Annotated in this window: 16 protein-coding genes; 11 read left to right on the top strand and 5 right to left on the bottom strand. The window is 39.2% G+C overall.

Annotated features, from left to right (window positions below):
- Position 1: 1 nt before the first annotated feature.
- The 5 genes from ABEG20_RS15805 to gldN all read left to right on the top strand — a co-directional run bounded on the left by ABEG20_RS15805 (position 2) and on the right by gldN (position 5663).
- The gene (locus ABEG20_RS15805; RefSeq protein WP_090983220.1) at positions 2-772 is read left to right on the top strand and encodes a uroporphyrinogen-III synthase; all 771 of its coding nucleotides are present in this window, start codon (positions 2-4) and stop codon (positions 770-772) included.
- A 225-nt stretch (positions 773-997) separates the two neighbouring features.
- Positions 998-2323 carry an SUMF1/EgtB/PvdO family nonheme iron enzyme gene (locus ABEG20_RS15800; RefSeq protein WP_406824247.1) on the top strand — a complete coding sequence of 442 codons (1326 nt, stop codon included), beginning with the start codon at positions 998-1000 and terminating at the stop codon, positions 2321-2323.
- Positions 2324-2361: 38 nt separating this feature from the next.
- Entirely contained in the window at positions 2362-3171 is an 810-nt protein-coding gene (gene gldL, locus ABEG20_RS15795) for a gliding motility protein GldL (protein ID WP_406824246.1), read from the top strand.
- A gap of 41 nt (positions 3172-3212) precedes the next feature.
- On the top strand, positions 3213-4745 hold the full coding sequence (gene gldM / locus ABEG20_RS15790; protein ID WP_406824245.1) for a gliding motility protein GldM: 1533 nt from the start codon (positions 3213-3215) through the stop codon (positions 4743-4745).
- Between the two features lie 6 nt (positions 4746-4751).
- Positions 4752-5663 carry a gliding motility protein GldN gene (gldN, locus tag ABEG20_RS15785; protein ID WP_406824244.1) on the top strand — a complete coding sequence of 304 codons (912 nt, stop codon included), beginning with the start codon at positions 4752-4754 and terminating at the stop codon, positions 5661-5663.
- A 396-nt stretch (positions 5664-6059) separates the two neighbouring features.
- Here gldN and ABEG20_RS15780 read toward each other — a convergent pair whose 3' ends face one another.
- From ABEG20_RS15780 to ABEG20_RS15760, 5 genes are all read right to left on the bottom strand, one after another.
- Positions 6060-7433: a DNA/RNA non-specific endonuclease gene (locus tag ABEG20_RS15780; protein WP_406824243.1), complete on the bottom strand. Its 1374-nt coding sequence runs from the start codon at positions 7431-7433 to the stop codon at positions 6060-6062.
- A 35-nt stretch (positions 7434-7468) separates the two neighbouring features.
- Positions 7469-7867: a nuclease A inhibitor family protein gene (locus tag ABEG20_RS15775; protein WP_406824242.1), complete on the bottom strand. Its 399-nt coding sequence runs from the start codon at positions 7865-7867 to the stop codon at positions 7469-7471.
- A 131-nt stretch (positions 7868-7998) separates the two neighbouring features.
- Positions 7999-9801 (bottom strand): excinuclease ABC subunit UvrC, encoded by a 1803-nt coding sequence (gene uvrC / locus ABEG20_RS15770; protein WP_406824241.1) that lies wholly within the window; start codon positions 9799-9801, stop codon positions 7999-8001.
- A 190-nt stretch (positions 9802-9991) separates the two neighbouring features.
- A complete protein-coding gene (locus ABEG20_RS15765) occupies positions 9992-12211 on the bottom strand; it encodes a transglycosylase domain-containing protein (protein ID WP_406824240.1) in 2220 nt (739 codons plus the stop codon).
- A gap of 187 nt (positions 12212-12398) precedes the next feature.
- Positions 12399-15161, bottom strand: a complete 2763-nt coding sequence (locus tag ABEG20_RS15760) for a gliding motility protein (RefSeq protein ID WP_406824239.1) — start codon at positions 15159-15161, stop codon at positions 12399-12401.
- A 110-nt stretch (positions 15162-15271) separates the two neighbouring features.
- Between ABEG20_RS15760 and ABEG20_RS15755 the strand changes: the two genes are divergently transcribed.
- From ABEG20_RS15755 to atpH, 6 genes are all read left to right on the top strand, one after another.
- Entirely contained in the window at positions 15272-15496 is a 225-nt protein-coding gene (locus tag ABEG20_RS15755; RefSeq protein WP_406824238.1) for an AtpZ/AtpI family protein, read from the top strand.
- Between the two features lie 192 nt (positions 15497-15688).
- Positions 15689-16078, top strand: coding sequence for a hypothetical protein (locus ABEG20_RS15750; protein ID WP_406824237.1), 390 nt, complete (start codon positions 15689-15691; stop codon positions 16076-16078).
- Between the two features lie 14 nt (positions 16079-16092).
- Positions 16093-17226 (top strand): F0F1 ATP synthase subunit A, encoded by a 1134-nt coding sequence (atpB, locus tag ABEG20_RS15745; RefSeq protein ID WP_406824236.1) that lies wholly within the window; start codon positions 16093-16095, stop codon positions 17224-17226.
- A 42-nt stretch (positions 17227-17268) separates the two neighbouring features.
- Entirely contained in the window at positions 17269-17484 is a 216-nt protein-coding gene (atpE, locus tag ABEG20_RS15740; protein WP_056087863.1) for an ATP synthase F0 subunit C, read from the top strand.
- An 87-nt stretch (positions 17485-17571) separates the two neighbouring features.
- A complete protein-coding gene (locus ABEG20_RS15735) occupies positions 17572-18066 on the top strand; it encodes a F0F1 ATP synthase subunit B (RefSeq protein WP_406824235.1) in 495 nt (164 codons plus the stop codon).
- Between the two features lie 61 nt (positions 18067-18127).
- Positions 18128-18667 (top strand): ATP synthase F1 subunit delta, encoded by a 540-nt coding sequence (atpH, locus tag ABEG20_RS15730; protein WP_406824234.1) that lies wholly within the window; start codon positions 18128-18130, stop codon positions 18665-18667.
- Positions 18668-18840 lie beyond the last annotated feature (173 nt).

Here is an 18840-nt window from a genome sequence, read left to right as displayed (position 1 = left end):
AATGCAAGAAAAGAACGACTCTAGAATCCGCAAAGTGAAAAGTATTTTGGTTACTTTACCAAAACCTGAAACAGAAAAATCTCCTTACTACGATTTGGCCAAAAAACACAACTTAAAAGTTGATTTTAGGTCTTTTATTCATGTGGAAGGTGTACCAGCAAGAGACTTTAGGAAGGATAAGATTAATCTGGCCGATTTTACGGCTGTGATTTTTACCAGCCGAAATGCAGCAGATCATTTTTTTAGAATCTGCGAAGAAATGCGTTATGAGGTGCCGGCAGAATTAAAATATTTCTGTCTTTCTGAAACTATTGCATTATATCTGCAGAAGTATATTCAGTACCGGAAGCGCAAGATCTTTTTTGGTAAACAAACTGCAGCCGATTTAGCTGAAGTGTTGAAGAAACATGCAAACGAGAAGTTTTTATATCCTTGTTCTGATGTGGCTACAGAAGATACCATGAAGTTTCTGGAAAAAAGTGGATATAATTTTACACCCGCGGTTTTATTTAGAACGGTAGTGAGTGATTTATCTGACTTAGCTGAGGTATTCTATGATGTTATCGCGTTTTTTAGCCCATCAAGTATCCAATCGTTATTTAAAAATTTCCCGGATTTTAAACAGAATAATACCAGGATTGCTGCTTTTGGAACCAATACCAGTAAAGCCTGTACAGATATGGATCTGATCGTAGATATTGCTGCGCCAACTCCAGGCGTTCCATCAATGACGATGGCCATTGAAAATTATATCAAAATATCTAATAAATAACACGACAAATAATTTATTATAAGGCAATACAATAATTGCGTAACTTTACTGTTAATAAGGTGGTTACATATATTATTGAAAAACTTTTAAGGCTGTTGGGAAACTGTTAATCTAACTTTAATTGCCTTTAGGTAATGATTTAATATAAAATATTTGCTTTTGTAGATAATTTCAGTGATTTTTGATAAAATTGCTCCTAATCGTGCTGTGCACAACCTTAAAAATATGAAGAAAATCTACCTTCTAGCTATTGTAGGTATAACTGTAATGCTAGCAAGCTGTGGTCATGGAGGCCAAGGCGAGCTGGTTGGCGCTTATAACCGAAAATTTAAAAACGATAGAATCCCACTAGGAATGGTTTATATTCCGCCAGGTCATACACCGCTGGGAGGATCGGATGAAGACATTACATTTTCTCAGAATGGACCAAGCAGAATGACCACTATCAGTGCATTCTTTATGGATCAAACAGAGATTTCTAATGCAGAATACCGTCAGTTTACCAATTGGGTACGCGATTCCATTGCCATTGTGATGATGGGCAACCCGCAACAATTTATGGTAACTCCAAAAGGAAATGCCGCAGCTGCGCTTGGTGGAGAGAAATACATTGACTGGAAAAAGGTTGGTCCAAATGGTGTTAACATTTGGCGCAATAAAGGTAGAGGCGCAGCAGCAGCTCAAGCGAGCCAGTTAGATGGTATGTATTATTCAGGTTTAGACGCACTTCCGGGTAAGAAAGAATTAGATGTTCGTAAATTCGAATATTCATATGCTGAATTAAATATGGAGAAGGCCGCTATTGGTCATAAAGACCCGAATAGCAAGCGTCAGGATTATATCGATCGCTATACCATTGCTATTTATCCTGATACAATGGTTTGGAAAACAGATTATTCTTACTCACAAAACGATCCAATGGTACGTGGTTATTACAACCACCCTTCATATGATGATTATCCGGTAGTTGGCGTTAGCTGGGAGCAGGCAAAAGCTTTTTCTCACTGGAGAACCAGATTATACGATGGTGTTGCAACAGCAAGAAAACTACCCGTGGGATCAAGATCAGACTACAGATTACCTGCTGAAACAGAATTTGAATATGCGGCAAGAGGTGGTAATACCAAAACGAAATATCCTTGGGGAGGCCCTTATATCAGGAATACAAAAGGATGTTTACAAGCTAACTTTAAACCCGGTCGTGGCGATTATTCGAGCGATGGTGGTATTTATACAGTAGGTGTGAGATCATACTTTCCCAACGATTATGGTTTGTACAATATGGCGGGTAATGTTTCAGAATGGACTTTAACCGCATATAACAAAGGTGCCAGCCCATTATTGCATGATTTGAACCCTAACTTTACTTATGATGCCGGTGCAAACGACAGCAAATACAAAAAACGTAAAGTGGTTAAAGGTGGTTCTTGGAAAGATACAGGCTATTTTCTACAAAATGCCGTGGCAACATACGAATATCAGGATACTCAAAGGTCATATATTGGTTTCAGGTGCGTTTCATCTTACCCTGGTACCGATTTAAGACGTTAAACCAAACAAACTAAAAACTAAAGAAAAACATCAAATTTATGGCAGCAAAAAAACAACCAGGCTGGTTACACGTAGCGATTTCATGGGGAGCAAGTATTGTAATTATCGGAGCATTATTTAAAATTCTACATATTGGTGGAATATTAGGTAATTATATGATCGGGCTTGGTCTTGGCGTAGAGGCATTTTTATTCTTTTTAACAGGTTTCTTTCCGCCAGAACCAGAACCAGCATGGGAAAGGGTTTATCCTGAATTAAAAGCAGATTTTAAAGGAGATTTACCAACGGCCTCAGCCAGACCTGTGGCTGCAGTAGCTTCGTCATCTAATACAGCGGCTTTGGATAAAATGTTATCTGATGCTAAAATTGGTCCGGAATTGATCGAAAGTTTAGGTACTGGTTTACGCACGTTTGGTGATAAGGTTGCGGCCATTTCGAATGTTGCAGATGCATCTACAGCAACAAATGAGTTAACAGGCAAGATTAAAACCGCATCTGCTGGTTTTGATAACCTCAGCGCATCATTCGAAAAAGCTACCGCTAATTTAAAAGCGATGGGCGAAAGTAATGTAGATTCTCAGGCATACCACGAACAGGTTAACAATTTAGCGAAGAATTTATCCGCTTTAAACGCGGTTTATGAATTGGAATTACAGGATTCCAGTGCGCATCTAAAATCGATGAATAAGTTTTATTCAAACTTATCGTTAACCATGCAAAACTTTAACGAATCAATGGAAGATTCGAAACAGTTTAAAGAAGAGGTGAACAAACTAGCTAAAAACCTCTCATCGCTAAATGCAATTTATGGCAATATGTTATCGGCTATGAACGGCCCTCGTGTATAATTTGTTTAGTTTTTAATTTTTAAAGAAAAGCTACATCAAACATGGCAGGCGGAAAAGAAACAACAAGGCAGCGGATGATCAATATCATGTATTTGGTATTGCTGGCCATGCTCGCCTTAAACGTATCAGATACCATTTTAGATGCATTCAAAAATATCAATGATAGTTTGGATACTTCTAAAAACAATGTAAATACCAGCATTAATCAGTTGTTTTCTGCCTTCGAAAATTCGAAGTTGAAAGAAGAGCCAGCGCGTGCCCAACCTATTTATGATAAGGCCAAACAAGCGCAAAAAGCGGCTGATGATTTAAATAATTATATTGAAAGTATTAAAAAAGAATTTACTCAGGCAGGTGACGGGATCGACCCTGAAACAGAAGATCTGGTAAATAGATCTAATCAGGATATTGCACAGAATATCATGATCAATCAGAAGAAAGCAGATGAGTTAAAGAAGAGAATTAATGCAACCAGAGAGAAATTAATCTCTTTATTAGACCCTGCTGATCGGGCAAATGTCTCTTTCTCTCTTGAAGCTAAAGATCCGGCAAGAAAAAGAAAAGGGAATTGGCAGGAAACTTATTTTGGTGAGGGAACACCACTAACGGCTGCGATGACCATTTTAACCAAGCTGCAAACAGATACCAAAAATGCTGAGGCTGAAGTAGTAAAGAAACTGTTCGGAAATATGGATAAAGCCCAGGTTAACCTGGATCAGTTTGCGGCAGTTGCAGTAGCACCTACTTCTTATGTAATTCAAGGTCAGCCTTATACTGCTGAAGTATTTTTAACAGCCAGCGATTCGCGATCAACTCCTGATATTACGGTTAACGGAAATAAATTATCGGTTAAAGATGGTAAAGGAACTTATACCGGTGGTACCGGTAGTGTTGGCCAGTTTACCTGGGTGGGTACGGTACGTGTTCGCCAAACTGATGGACAGGTAAAAGAGTATAAAACGCAGCCACAAACCTATCAGGTAGCAAAACCATCGGCATCTGTTTCTTCAACGAAACTGAATGTAATTTATGCTGGTATTGCCAATCCGTTTACCGTTTCGGCAGCAGGTTTTCCATTAGAAAGCGTGCGTGCTTCCATTTCAGGCGGTTCAATGTCCGGTAGTAATGGGAATTATAATGTAAATGTTCCGGGCAGCATGGTAGGTCAGGAAGTATCTATCAATGTATCAGCAAATAATGCGGGTAAAACCGTTAGCCTGGGTTCACAAAAATTCAGGGTGAAAGCTATTCCGGCACCGGTAGCAAAGGTTGGCGGACGTGCAGGAGGTGATATCGCTTCGGTACAGTTAAAGAGCGAAAGTGAGATTGAAGCAGATCTGGATGATTTTCCTTTCGATGTTAAATTTAAAATACAACGGTATAAATTAACCATTATTAAACCACGTTCAGATGCTGTTACCATTGCAGGTAGTGGTGGAAGTTTCGCTGGTGCAGTTAAAGGTGCTATAAGCTCAATTACTCCCGGAACAAGGGTGTTTTTTGAAGATATTGTTTCTGTGGGGCCTGATGGTCGTCAAAGAATTTTGCCTTCATTAGCATTTAGTGTAAAATAAAAGAAAATGAAAAGGATTTTAAGTATTGCTATTTTAGTTTTGTTAACCGCGTTTGCTTTTGCCCAAAAAAAGCCAACTAAGTTAGCACCGAAGAAAGCTGCACCAGTAGCGGCTGCTCCTGCAGTAGATACGGTTAAAGCTCCTGTTAAAACAGCTAAAAAGAAACTAAAGGTACCACCTAAAGATGGTTTCTATGCCCGTAAGGACATTGACAGTACTGAAATGGTTCCTTTGGCTGATGTGAGGGAAGAAGATGTTTTTTATGCAAAACGGATCTGGAGAGAAATTGATTTGCGAGATACGGTTAATTCGGCCTTAAAATCACCTAAATCGAGATTGATTGATGTGCTGATTGCAGCAATTAAAAAAGATGAGCTAACAGCATACTCGCCAATTGATAGTGCCTTAAACGAAGATGATGCTTTCCTTAATCCAATGTCTGCAGATTCTGCAGCAAAATCAGCTTTAGGAACAGCAGAGGTTTCGAACAATAAAACCGGAACCGTTACTACCGTTGTTAATGATTTTAACCCGGAATTGTTCTTGAAGTTTAGAATAAAAGAAGATTGGATTTTTGATACCAAACGTTCTATTTTCGAACCACGTATTGTGGGCATCGCGCCTTTAAAGTACAATGAAGTTTCTAAACAATGGCAGCCTGTATTTTGGGTATACTATCCTGAAGCCAGGGAAATTTTAACAAAGAAACGTTTGATCAATACTAACAATGATGCTTCGTCATTAAGTTTCGATGATTTCTTTATTCGCCGCTTGTTTAGCAGCTATATTGTAAAAGAATCGAATCCCGGTGATAACAAGATCAGGGATATTATTGCAAATCCTAAAGAGCGTTTATACGAATCAGAAAGGATTAAGAAATCTGTTCTCGATTACGAACAGGGTCTTTGGGAATACTAATTTGATGAAAAGCGCTGATGAAAATCAGCGCTTTTTTGTTTGCGGAGAATTCCTTTCTTCTCACCGTCTTTGGGGCAAAGTCGAGAACCACGAAGTGCTCAGCGAAGCTAAATCTATCTTGAGATAGGTCTCTTCGGCATATCGTCACCCTTGAACTTGTTTCAGGGTCTTTCATGCGAGATAATCTCTTCCCGCCTGTTCGCATAGGCGGGCATTCCACTGAGTTCCTGTGGAGACGACCCTTTATGTAGAAATTGTCATCCTAGGTGTAATGAAGGCTCTTTTAACAAGTTTATTAAAAGGTTCTTCACGGCGTTCAGAATGACATAATAAGATAATGCAAAAAGCGGTAATCCATAGGTTTGGATTACCGCTTTACTTTAATTAATCAGCTGGTTACTGGTTATCAGTAGCAGCCTCTATTACATTTTGAATTGATGTAGATACATTCGATAAAAGATCATATCCTGTTGCAGATTCAATTGAATTAACCGTAGTGCGGAATGTTTTCCAGTTGGTGTTTAGACCATTTGTATTTGGCATATTTACGGCAATTATCCTTGTAGAAGATGTAATCCTGCTTAAATCGTTATTGCCGTTCGGCAATACCACGATAACTTTCCATGTATTTGAAGGTACGTTAATGCGGCCATTATCAATGGTATATGTCGTGCCACCGTTGCTTCCGGTACCGCCAGAACCATGAGAACCACAAATGATATAAACTTCGTTACCTGCAGTAACCAATGAGCGTGTGTAGTTTTCAAGATCGGCCCAGGGACCCTGATTGTTGTTAGGTGCCTGTGGCATCATGTTGCTCATTAAAAATGTGGAGGAGTTTGAAGCTACAGAAGCGGTGCGGTCAGCTGATGGACAGTTATGACCACGATCGAAACCTGAACCTGAATAGCTGCTGCTGGATACCTGATACCAACCTGAAGGTAAAGTATTATCGGCTCTGAAATCGTTCTGACGTGAATTTGAACCTAAATCAGACGATCCAATGTGCCAGCTTACCCAATTTGGCGTAGCCCTGCTTCTGCTGTAAGAACTGGTATAATAAGTGTGTTCCATTAGATAATTTTCGGGAGAAGATGTGCTTGAAACAGCATTACTTGGATTGCCCAGTAAAAGGTTGCTATCATCTCCAGGGTTGGTTGGTGGAGGAGTCGTTCCACCGTCACCAGTTGAAATACTGAAATCGTCGATATTGATACGGGCATTACCCCCACTGATTTTACGGATCTGGAAGCGGACATTTCCAGAAATGGCTACATTAAAGGTTGCAGTTGTTAAAGTTGTTGAGCTGGTGGTCATGGTGCTGCCGGTTTGTTGCCAGCTCGAACCGCTATCGGCAGAGTACCAAAGCTGCCATGTACTATTGGCATCGCTACCATATTTGGCGTGGGCAACAGTTACCACATCGGCTCCGTTTATATTAAAATTCATGCTAAGTGTACCTGTGTTACGGATACGTATCGATTGACTGCCATTTTTGGCGTCTGCAGCGAGATTTCCGATTAGTGCATCGTCAAGGCTCCAGCTTCCGCTACTTAAAGTCACCGATCCAGCGGTGTAACTGCCTTTGGTACCCGATTCGAATGTTTCGGGGAAACCCGCAACTACAGCCTGCGTAGATGCAGTAGATGCTTTACTATTTAACTTCTGTTCTAATAGGCTGTTGTCTGGTTGGGTTTGGTTGTCTTTTTTACAGGAAGCCAGGCCCAGACATAAAATGGCCAGTAAGCTTAATTTTTTTAATGCTTTCATTGTTTTAGGGATTATTTAATGGATGTTGGAGATTTTTAGGTTTCGATCGCGAAAGTTTCGATCACGATACAGGTGCCATCTGGTAAGTAACCTGCAATAAGCACGGGAATCCGGCTGGCGCCTTCTACTCTGACAACCGTTATACCGGATAGGTTTTGCTTTAAAAAGGTATAAAAGGCAGCTATTTTATGTGCATTTTCAACCATTGGCGCATCGCCTTGATCAACATTTGATATTAGACTATCGAAAAAGGCCGCCTGATCGATTTGTTTTAAATTGGAAGGATCAGCATTATATTGGATAGCAATTTTCTTCAAAAGTGCTGAAGGCGTAATTGTGCCCCAATCTGCTGCTTTAAAGGCGCTTTCAGATTCGGTAAAATACCACACGCCCAATAAAAGTTTGGTTATGGTGGCCAAGATGTTGTTATTCATGTAGATAGGGATGTTTTTTACGGGTATTAACGGCCCTAAATTAGAGAAAAAGGATTTGAGTATTGTGCAATCAAGATTAACAAAGTATTAACATTTTTACAGATGTATCTGTTATTATTTTTATAACCGATTTAAGCTTCTTTAAAATGTGCAAGCAGGGTAAGCAACTGTTTTTTGTTGAGTACTGCTGAAAGTTCTTTTTCTGTAGCTTCTTTAATCTTTTTAACCGATTTAAAATGCGTTAGAAGTTTATCTGCAGTTGTTTTGCCAATACCTTCAATCTGTTCAAGCTCGGTTTTGAGTGTCCCCTGGTCGCGTTTCTTGCGGTGAAAGGTAATGCCGAAACGGTGGGCCTCATCACGCAGTTGCTGTATCACTTTTAAAGTTTCGGATTTCTTGTCTAAATATAGTGGAAAGGAATCTCCGGGATAGAACAATTCTTCTAATCGCTTGGCAATACCAATTACGGTTACCTTGTTCTCAATGCCCAATACCTTTAAACTCTTCATCGCTGATGAAAGCTGACCTTTACCACCATCAATGATGATGAGCTGAGGCAAAGCCTGGTTTTCATCTAACATTCTCCTGTAACGGCGGAAAACAGCTTCTTCCATGGTTGCAAAATCATTGGGACCTTCAACCGTTTTCACATTAAAATGGCGGTAGTCTTTTTTAGAAGGTTTGGCATCTTTAAATACCACAATTGCTGAAACCGGATATTTTCCCTGAAAGTTAGAATTATCAAAACATTCTATGTGTTTTGGAAGCTGCGTTAAACGCAGATCTTTTTGCATGGTGGTTAAAATCCGATCGGTGCGTAAATCGGGATTTAACTTTTCGTATTGGTTAAGCTTCTCTTTTTTAAAGAACAGTACATTCTTTTGCGAAAGCTCTAAAAGTTTTTTCTTTTCACCGAGTTTTGGAACGGTAAATTTTAAATTCTCATCTTCGAGTGAAAGCTCAAATGGAACAATGATTTCTTTTGAGGTGCTGTTAAATTTAGTTCTGAATTCTAACATCGCCAGTGTTAAAATCTCATCGTCGCTTTCATCCAGCTGCTTTTTAACCTCAATGGTCTGCGTTTGGATAATGGTTCCATTCATTACCTTCAGATAGTTCACAAAGGCATAGCGTTCGTCTGACGCAATGCTCACCACATCCACATTGGTAATGGCACTGTTTACTACGGTAGATTTGCTCTGGTATTTTTCCAGTACTTCTAATCTCCTCGCGTATTGATGCGCAAGTTCAAAGTTCAGGTTTTCTGATGCTGATTTAATAACGCCTTTAACATCGCGGATAACATTTCCGATTTTACCGTTTAGGATTTCCTTGATCTCGCCAATATTTTTATCATAATCGGCTTCAGTCTGGTAGTTTTGGCAAGGTCCTTTGCAGTTGCCAATCTGATATTCGAGGCAGACTTTAAATTTGCCTTCATCTATATTTTTCTCTGTTAGGGGCAAACTACAGGTGCGCAAGGGATAGGTTTCTTTAATCAGATCCAAAATGGTATGCATCATGCCTATCGAACCGTAAGGACCGAAATAGGTTGAGCCATCCTTAATCACTTTACGTGTCCAGTAAATGCGCGGGAAATTCTCATTTTTAACGATAATCCATGGATAAGTTTTATCATCTTTTAAATTGATGTTAAATTTCGGCTGATGTTTTTTGATCAGGCTGTTTTCTAATAGCCAGGCATCAATTTCCGTATCAACAATAGTAAAGGTGATTTTGCGGATCTTGGATACCAATACCCTGGTTTTGCCATTAAACTGGTTTCTGTCACTGTTAAAATACGAGCCTACACGGTTGCGCAGGTCTTTCGCTTTACCAATGTACATGAGCTTTCCATCGGCATCCCAATACTGGTATACGCCGGGTTTATGTGGAATTGCGGTTAATGCTGTTTTATGGTCGAAACTGCTCATGATTACAAAAATAGGATTCGGGTGGAAAAATTAGTTTGAATGCCCCGATTTAATGTATTTATAATTTGGGCGTGCCCCTAAGCTGCGCAAAGGGTCAGGCTATTCGTTACAATCTTTTGCTGCGTTTTCGCTACACTCAACGTTGCAGCAAAAGGATTTCCACTGCTATCCTTCACGCAGGAGTTGAGGATTAAAATCCCAACTTCTCGTCCAGTTCACTGGTACCTTCTTCCTGTTGCTGATACTGGTTACAATCAAAAGTAATGGAAACACCTGATTTTGGCGCCTCGAAATCGGCATGACTAATTTTTAAAGCCGGATTGGCATAAACTCTTTTTATAAATCCTGCAAAAATTGGTAAAGCAGTATTTGCACCTTCACCCTGATTAGTGCTGATAAAGTGGAAAGCCCTGTCTTCACAACCGGTCCATATACCCGTTACCAGTTGTGGGGTTATGGCCATAAACCAACCGTCGGAGTTATTTTGGGTGGTACCGGTTTTGGCTCCGATCGGTGCATTCACCTTATATTTATAATTTAATCTGGACCCGGTCCCATTGGTTACCACACCTTTAAGCATCCGTGTCATTACATAAGCCACTTCCTCGCTCATAATTGGTTTTGGTATTTCCTTTTGAGAAAACAATACCACCCCGTTTTTATCTTCGATTCTCAATAAATAAATGGGTTTGGTATACGTGCCTTTATTGGCAAAAGCACCATAAGCCCCCACCATGTTATAAACAGAAGAATCGAACGTACCCAGGCAAATAGATGGAAATGCCGGCACATTTGGAATACCCATTTTTGTGGCCAGTGTAGATACGGCCACAGGACCGACCTGTTTCATTAAATAAGCCGTCACAAAGTTTTGGGAGTAAGCCAATGCTTTTTGTAAGGTGATACTGCCAGGTAATGGTTTACCCGAGTTTCTTGGTGTCCACGGTTCACCATAACCTTCAATCGTTACCGGGACATTAGGCACGGTATAACAAGGTGAATAACCATTTTCGATGGCTACAGCGTAAGTAAATGGTTTTGCTGTTGAACCCACCTGGCGGGTTCCCATTTTAACCTGGTCATATTTAAAGTGCTCGTAATTAATTCCGCCAACCCACGCTTTCACATGTCCGTTGGTCGGGTCCATGGTCATCATGGCATTCCTAAGCAGCATTTTATAATACCGAACCGAATCGATCGGTTTCATTACCGTATCGATATTTCCTTTCCAGGTAAAAATGGTCATTTCTGTTTTGGTATTGAAATCATCTTTAATTTCATCGTCCGATTTACCTTCCAGTTTTAAAGATTTATAACGGTCAGATCGTTTAATACCCTGCTCAATCTGCAGCGCTTTATCCTTAAAAGGGTTTCTGCCCTTCCAACTCGCAATAAACTGCGCCTGTAACACTTTCATGTATTCTTTTTGCGCTTCTTCGGCATACACCTGCATATCATAGTTCAACGTGGTATAAATCTTCAAACCATCACGGTCCAAATCGTAGGGGGTTCCATCAGGTTTGGTAATCGATTGCTCCTGGAAAATGTTTTTAATATCATTTTTCAGTACGGAGCGGAAGTATGGTGCAATACCATCATTAACAGTTGCAGCATTGAAATGCAGATTTAAAGGTTTCTCTTTTTGTTCATCAAATTCCGACTGGGTTAAGAGATCTGCTTTAACCATTAAGGCCATTACCGTATTTCTACGGTCTCTGGAGCGCTCAGGATGGCGCGTTGGCGAATACATGGTGATGCCTTTTTGCATACCTACCAAGGTTGCCGCCTGTGTTAAAGTTAACTTATCGGGCGTGGTATTGAAATAAACCCTTGCAGCCGATTTGATACCATAAGCCTGGTTACCAAAATCGACCGTATTTAAATACATGGTAATAATTTCTTCTTTGGTATAGTTACGCTCCAGTTTGACGGCAACAATCCACTCTTTAAATTTGGTTAATACCAGCGAGAAAAAATTAAGGTTCGATTCGCGAGGGAAAAGATTTTTGGCCAATTGCTGGGTAATGGTACTGGCTCCCTGTTTTTTGCCGATCAGATTATAGCCGATGATAGAGAATGTACGTTTAAAGTCGATACCTGAATGTTCCTTAAAACGGGTATCTTCTGTCGCAATCAACCCATTGATTACATTTTCAGAAATATCTTTATAAGTAACGTTGGATCTGTTTTGGACAAAATAGGTGCCTAGAGGGCGACCATCTTCGGCAATAATTTCTGATGCCTGGTTGCTTTTCGGGTGCTCAATGTCCCTGAAAGAAGGTAGGGCGCCAAATAGCCCAAATCCAATCATGGAAATGAAAATAGCGAATAGGGCAATTCCACCAATCAATAATTTCCAGATGAGTAAACTGTATCTTTTTGTATCCTGTGGAGAAAGGGATTTATTCATTTTGTGTTGTTATTTTCCAAAAACACCGGGATAGGTGATTTCGGATGCAAATTTATTAATTTTTTATAGAATCAACTTTCAGCCTCAAAACTTTGGCCATTCTACTATATAGATCGCTAAGGGTAGCAAAGTTTTTAACCTTAATTTTTCTGTTCTGGTTTTATGCCTTGATCTTTTTACTTTCAGCTTATTTATAATTGTCTTTTAAAAACTCCAGGTATTCGTTAATCCGTGTCCTGTCTGTCAGTTTTTCAAAGTTTTCTTTACTGATGATAAAACCTTTATACAGGTTTGCCGGAACTTTCATGATGTTCTTTAACTGGCCTGTAATGCTCGATTCGTAAAGCTTGGCATCCTCAAGGTCGATAAAACTTGTAATGTAAATTAACTGGTCGTTATCCAATTCTACCAATTTATGTTCCAAATCGTTGTCGGGGTAATTTCCGCGGTTAAACTGACCGATCCCGAAACGTGATGAGCTTAGGGTTAAAGTGGCATCGGCTACGTCGATTACATAATAATATTCTTCTGATTTTGCCGTACTGAAAATGCTGGCAGGTTTAACTGGATCAACCGGTTTAACCTCAACAGGCTTCGCGACAGGTGTTGGTTCAGCCTTTTTTGCGACAGGATTTTCAGCTACGAGCGGTTTTGTGGGTACAGCAACCGTTGCAGCCTGGCTTACAAAACGGGGCGCGTTTGCATCAAAATCGATCAGTGCAACCGGACGCTGTTTAAATTCTTCAAGGTTGGCTTCAATATATTTTAGGTGATCGCGTACCAAAGGCGTAATAATTTTATCGTTAGGGTAGCGATTGATAATCAGGTTAAATTCGGTAAGTAGCGGATCAACCTTTGCGGTACGCCCAACAGCAATGGCTTTTAAGTAAGCATATTGCGGCGCAAGATCATTTTCAGGGAAAGCTGTAATATTATCATCGGCCTGTTTCACCACATTGGCATAATCTTTTTTTGCATAGGCATCAAAAGTTGTGTTGTAATTGTTGATGGCCATATTTTCCATCTGCGTTTGCTTGGCCGAGTATGATGGATCTAAAATGTTTTTGGCAAAATTGGATTGAGGGAATTTGGTTAGTACCAATTGTTTATACTGATCTGATTTTACCTCATCAAGACCTTTATAGTTCAGGTATAAACTGTAATAAATGGCAACCAGATGGTTGTTATCCGGATATCTTTTGATCAGTTTCAGATAGATTTTATTTGCTTCAGGCTTGTCATTCAATTCCTGCTGGTAAAAACTGGCAATTTCAAAATAAGCATCAATAATTTTTTGATCAGATGCCGCCAAAAGTGCAGGTGTGGTTGGTAAGGCATCTAAAAACTGTTTTTCGAGCGATGTCTGGTCTGCAGCCGTTGGGCTGGTTTGGCCATTTGCAGGTGTAATTTCTGTAGCTACTTTTCCTCCGGCTAAAACCTGGTTGGTTTCCTGTGCAGATGAGCGTATGCTCTGACGCCAGTTATCTTCCAGCTGTCTGGTTCCCCATCGTTTTTTAAAGTCGCCAAAGCCATTGCTAATCGCTGCATTATTATTGAAATAAAAGGTATTTCCGGCAGTATTATTTGGTGTATTTAAACTCCTGTTTGGAAAATCCGGATCATTTAAAAATTGGTTGTTCATTACGCCTCCTGTATTGCTCACTTCAACCTTTGGTGTTAAATAAGCTTTTACTTTAGCTTCACGCTCGGCAGCCGGGAGTTTGGCAAAGGCCTGGGCAGTGTCTTCTTTGGAGATAATGGTATATCTGTCGGTTAGATATTGCAGGTTATCTGCTTTTTTAACAATGTTGCCATAATCAGGAAAGTTTTTCGGTAATATCATCACGGTACTATCGTAGTACAGTTTTGCTTTAATGTAGTTGTTAAACTCTTTAAAGTTTAAATCGGCAATTCTTAAATAAGATAATGCCTTTTGTGTTTGATTTCTGGTGCTGTTTAAAACCGACTTGTGGTAGTTCTCTTCAGCTTTTACAAAGTTTCCCTCTGCAGAGAAAAGCTCTCCTACCTGGTAATAAATCTGATCGGTGTAGTCAGTATTCTTATCATCTTTTAATAAAGCTAAAAGTTGTTGTTCCTTGTTAAGTTTTTCTCCATTTAGTAGTGCTCTCAGCTTAATCCGGTTTAAATTGGCATGAAAATACATTTCGAAAGGTGCATTGCTTTTTTCAACTTTGGTGAAATTGACATAAGCATCCTGGATGTTTTTCTCCTTTTCCTGTAATTGTGCCAATATAAAGCGCCAACGGATGCGCAACTGTTTTTCTGCAGGCAATGCAATGGCCGATTCTAAAAATAAGATGGCTTCTTTATTACGGTTTTGATAAATGCGCATCTGGCCAGCTGTAGCCAGGGGTTCGGCAAGGTCCTTTTTTAACTGATCGGAAGCGCGCAGCATGGTATCGATAATTTTATCGGCCAGTACCATATTATTGAGTTCCATTTGGCTACGTGCTTTCCAGTTCATGGCCATAATAAAGGTCTTCAGGTCGCTGTTGTAGGTTTTTGCCGTGTAATCAAAGTATTCTGATGCAATAAAATAATTCCCTTTAAGGTAATTTGCCTTGCCCAGAAGCATATAGGCATCATCAATATAGTTGCTGAAACTTTTATCGTTGATAATGGTTTGTCCTTTGGTGATCACCTCATCAAGCTGTTTATTGGCAGCACCCGGTGTAAGTACCAGATTGATCTGTGGCTCCGGATCGAGGTATACAGGCAGAACCTTTTCGTAATTATCGCTATAGCTTTGTAACAGACTCTCATTGTACTCGCTTAGTAAAACATTGGCGTTATAGATATAGTTGTATTTTGCTGTTAAGTTTTGAAACCGACGATCTACCGCTGTATCTTTATTTGCGACACATCCATAAATAAAGACACTTATGAAGATGAAGAAGGGATTTAAGTTTTTGTTAGCGTAATTTTTCAAGTATGATCAATCTCTTTAGTGGATGTACAATAAACAATATATGTAGAAAAATATTTTATTTGGCAACAAATTTTAATTATTCAAAGTTAATTTAATTATTGCATTAAAAAATGGAAAATCCGAAAGAAGAAAATACAAAGAAAAAGGTAAATGCAGCTGCTAAATATTCTGCTATCGGCTTCCAGATGATCGCCACCATAGGTCTGCTTACTTTTATCGGTTATAAAATTGATGAACACCGAAACAGCAAAACCAATCTCATTACAGCGGCTTTTGCTTTGGCAGGGGTGGGCATTGCCCTTTATCAGGCCATCAGGCAGGCTACCAGGAGTTAGTTATCAGTTGGCAATTTTCAGTTGGCAGTTTTCGGTTAACCCAACTAACAACATAACGATTTTTCAATTACCGATTAACCAGTTGAAACGGTTAACCAATGCCAACCTTCATAATATTTCTAATCTGTAGTACTTACTTGATACTAAAAACCTTATCTTTGCAAAAAGTTTTATCTGCTAAGAAATTATACATTGACTCTAGCCAAATTTACCAGTATCTATTTGATTTTCGTAGGCTTATTAATAGGCGTTGTTGCCGTTTTACCTTTATTATTTCCCAATACACTGCTTTTTGTGAACAATTTTTGGTTGATGTTTGGCTTTTTGGCCGGTATCACCTATATCGCTTACATGTTAGTAGATATTGGAGTAAAACGCGATCCGGAAGTAGGTATTATGGCCATTATGGGATCAATTGCCGTGAAAATGATTTTTTGTATGGCTTTTGTGCTGATTTACAGTATAAAAGTGAAGGGAATCGGGCCTGTATTTCTGCTTAATTTTTTTTCTTTATATTTATTGTTTACAGCCTTTGAAGTTTACTGTTTGTTACGTAACTTGCGCCACCAAAATTTAAAGTAAAAAACTGCCAATAAATGGATTGTAACCGAGTTTTTGTGTCTAAAGTTAAAAGGCTAACTATTGTTTTTACGCTTTTAATCGCGTTTTTATCTATCAAAATTGATACTTTCGCTCAGGTTGATAGCGCTGTTGTACCTGTTGATAGTGTCGTTGCCGAATCTGCTCACGCAGCTTCCGGAGAACACGGAGAAGCGGCTGGACATGGCAAAGAAAAATTCGAGCCAACCAAAGTCATCATGGAGCATATTGCCGATTCGCACATGTGGCATCTTTGGGGGCATACTTCATTGCCTCTTCCGGTAATTTTGTATACGCCTAATGGTTTAGAGGTTTTCTCATCTGCTAATTTTCACCACGGCGAACATGATTATAACGGTAAATACAATAACTACCGTTTAGAAGAAGATCATGTGAAAGTGGTTGGTGCTGACGGAAAAATCGATGAAGAAGCAAGTAAATCTGTTTTAGATTTTTCGATCACTAAAAACGTTGCGGCAATGTTTGTAGCGATTTTGGTAATCTTAATCGTGTTTATTTCCGTAGCCGGGGCTTATAAAAAACGTGTTGGCAAAGCGCCAAAAGGTTTACAATCTTTAATTGAGCCAATTATAGTTTTTGTTAGAGATGATATTGCTAAGCCAAACATTGGTCATAAGTACGCTAAATTTATGCCTTATTTATTAACCGTGTTTTTCTTTATCTGGTTTAACAACTTATTGGGGCTTGTTCCAATTTTTCCAGGAGGTGCTAACGTAACCGGTAATATAGCTTTAACCTTTGTAATGGCTTTTGGTACCATGATTATCGTTAATGTTAATGGTAACAAATATTATTGGAAACATATTTTCAGACCAGATGTTCCTTGGTGGTTATATCCAATTATGATCCCTGTAGAGTTGATTGGTATTATTTCTAAGCCTTTCGCTTTAATGATCCGTTTATTTGCGAACATCACAGCTGGTCACATTATCGTATTAAGCTTAATTTCCTTAATCTTTATTTTCGAAACATTGGCTATTGCTCCGGTTTCAGTTGCGTTCGTATTGTTTATGGATGTGTTAGAATTGCTGGTGGCATTTTTACAGGCCTTTATTTTCACCTTATTAACTGCCTTATTTATTGGTATGGCAGTAGAAGAACATCATTAACAGAAAACTATTTTTTACAAATTAATATAAATTAAATTAGTTATGGTAGGTTCAATCGCGGCAATCGGTGCCGGTTTAGCAGTAATCGGTGCAGGTATCGGTATCGGTCAAGTAGGTGGTAAAGCAATGGAAGGTATTGCTCGTCAACCAGAAGCTGCATCAAAAATTCAGACTGCAATGATTATCGCTGCCGCCCTTATCGAGGGTGCTGCTTTATTCGGTGTGGTAGTTGCATTATTAGGTAACAATCCTCAATAATTCAAACTGAAAAATTCTGGCAGGGTATTTAACGATTGGTTATTTACCCTGCCTTATTAAAGTATAAAGAATAAAAAATTAGATAAAATGGAATTAGTAACCCCAAGTATAGGTTTGGTTTTTTGGACCGCTTTAGCATTCATCTGCTTATTGATCTTACTTAGAAAATTTGCATGGAAACCTATTTTAGGCGCTATTCACGAACGTGAGCAAAGCATTGATGAGGCCCTTAATAAAGCTGAATTAGCGAAGCAGGAAATGGCACGTTTAACCAGCCAGAATCAGGATTTGATGCAACAGGCGCGTGCTGAACGTGATGAGATTTTAAAGGAAGCTAAAACCTTGAAAGATGGTATCTTAAACGAAGCTAAAAAACAAGCTCAGGTTGAAGGTGCTAAATTGATCGAGAAAGCTAAAATCGAGATCGAAAACCAAAAGAAAGCAGCTTTAGCAGAAGTTAAAGACCAGGTTTCTACTTTATCGTTAGAAATTGCTGAGCGTGTATTGCGTACGCAGTTGGATGATAAAACCAAACAGGAAGCTTTAGTAGCTAACTTGTTAAAAGACGTTGAATTAAACTAAGCGTATTGCGTAAAGCGGCAAGCGTGCCAAACGCCAAACGCTGAGCGCCAACCCAAAAGATATGTCAGAAATTAAAGTTGCAGGCAGATATGCCAAATCGTTAATAGACCTAGCCGTTGAAAACAACGCGTTAGAATCAGCTTATAATGATATGGTTCTGTTTGATAAGGTGGTTGACGAAACCCCTGAGCTAGAAGCGATATTAAATAATCCAATTGTACCTTTAGATAAGAAAACTGGTATTTTAAACGGGATTTTTGCGGATAAGGTAAGCAAACTAACCATTTCTTTTTTCAAGATTGTGGTAAGCAAAGGTCGTTCGGCGATTTTATTTGCAACAGCAAAACAGTTTATACAGCAATATAATTTAATTAAAGGTATTGTTACTGCTGATGTAACTACTGCATCTACTTTAAGTCCTGAGGCCAAAGAGCAGATTATAGCAATTGTAAAAAAAGAATTAGGCGCCAATCAGGTGATTGTTAACGAAAAAGTTAACGAGAAACTAATCGGTGGTTTTATATTAAAAGTAGGCGATAAGCAATTTGATGCCAGTATTGCCAGTGGTTTAAGTAAACTTAAAAAAGAATTTGCGCAATAGCGGATAGCGTTTTGCGTAGGGCGTTTAGCGTTAATTTGCAAAATGCCCAAAAAATAATAGTGAAGCGTGAGTGTAAGGCGATAGAACGCCAAACGCGTGGCGCCAAACAAAAATATTGCGATAAGCGGATGGCGAATAAATGCCAGGCGCCATGCGCTAAGCACTAAACATTT

Source organism: Pedobacter sp. KACC 23697, assembly GCF_045348445.1.
Classification (GTDB): domain Bacteria; phylum Bacteroidota; class Bacteroidia; order Sphingobacteriales; family Sphingobacteriaceae; genus Pedobacter.
The sequence above is the reverse complement of the archived record's forward strand: the minus strand, read 5'-3'. Positions and strand labels throughout refer to the sequence as shown.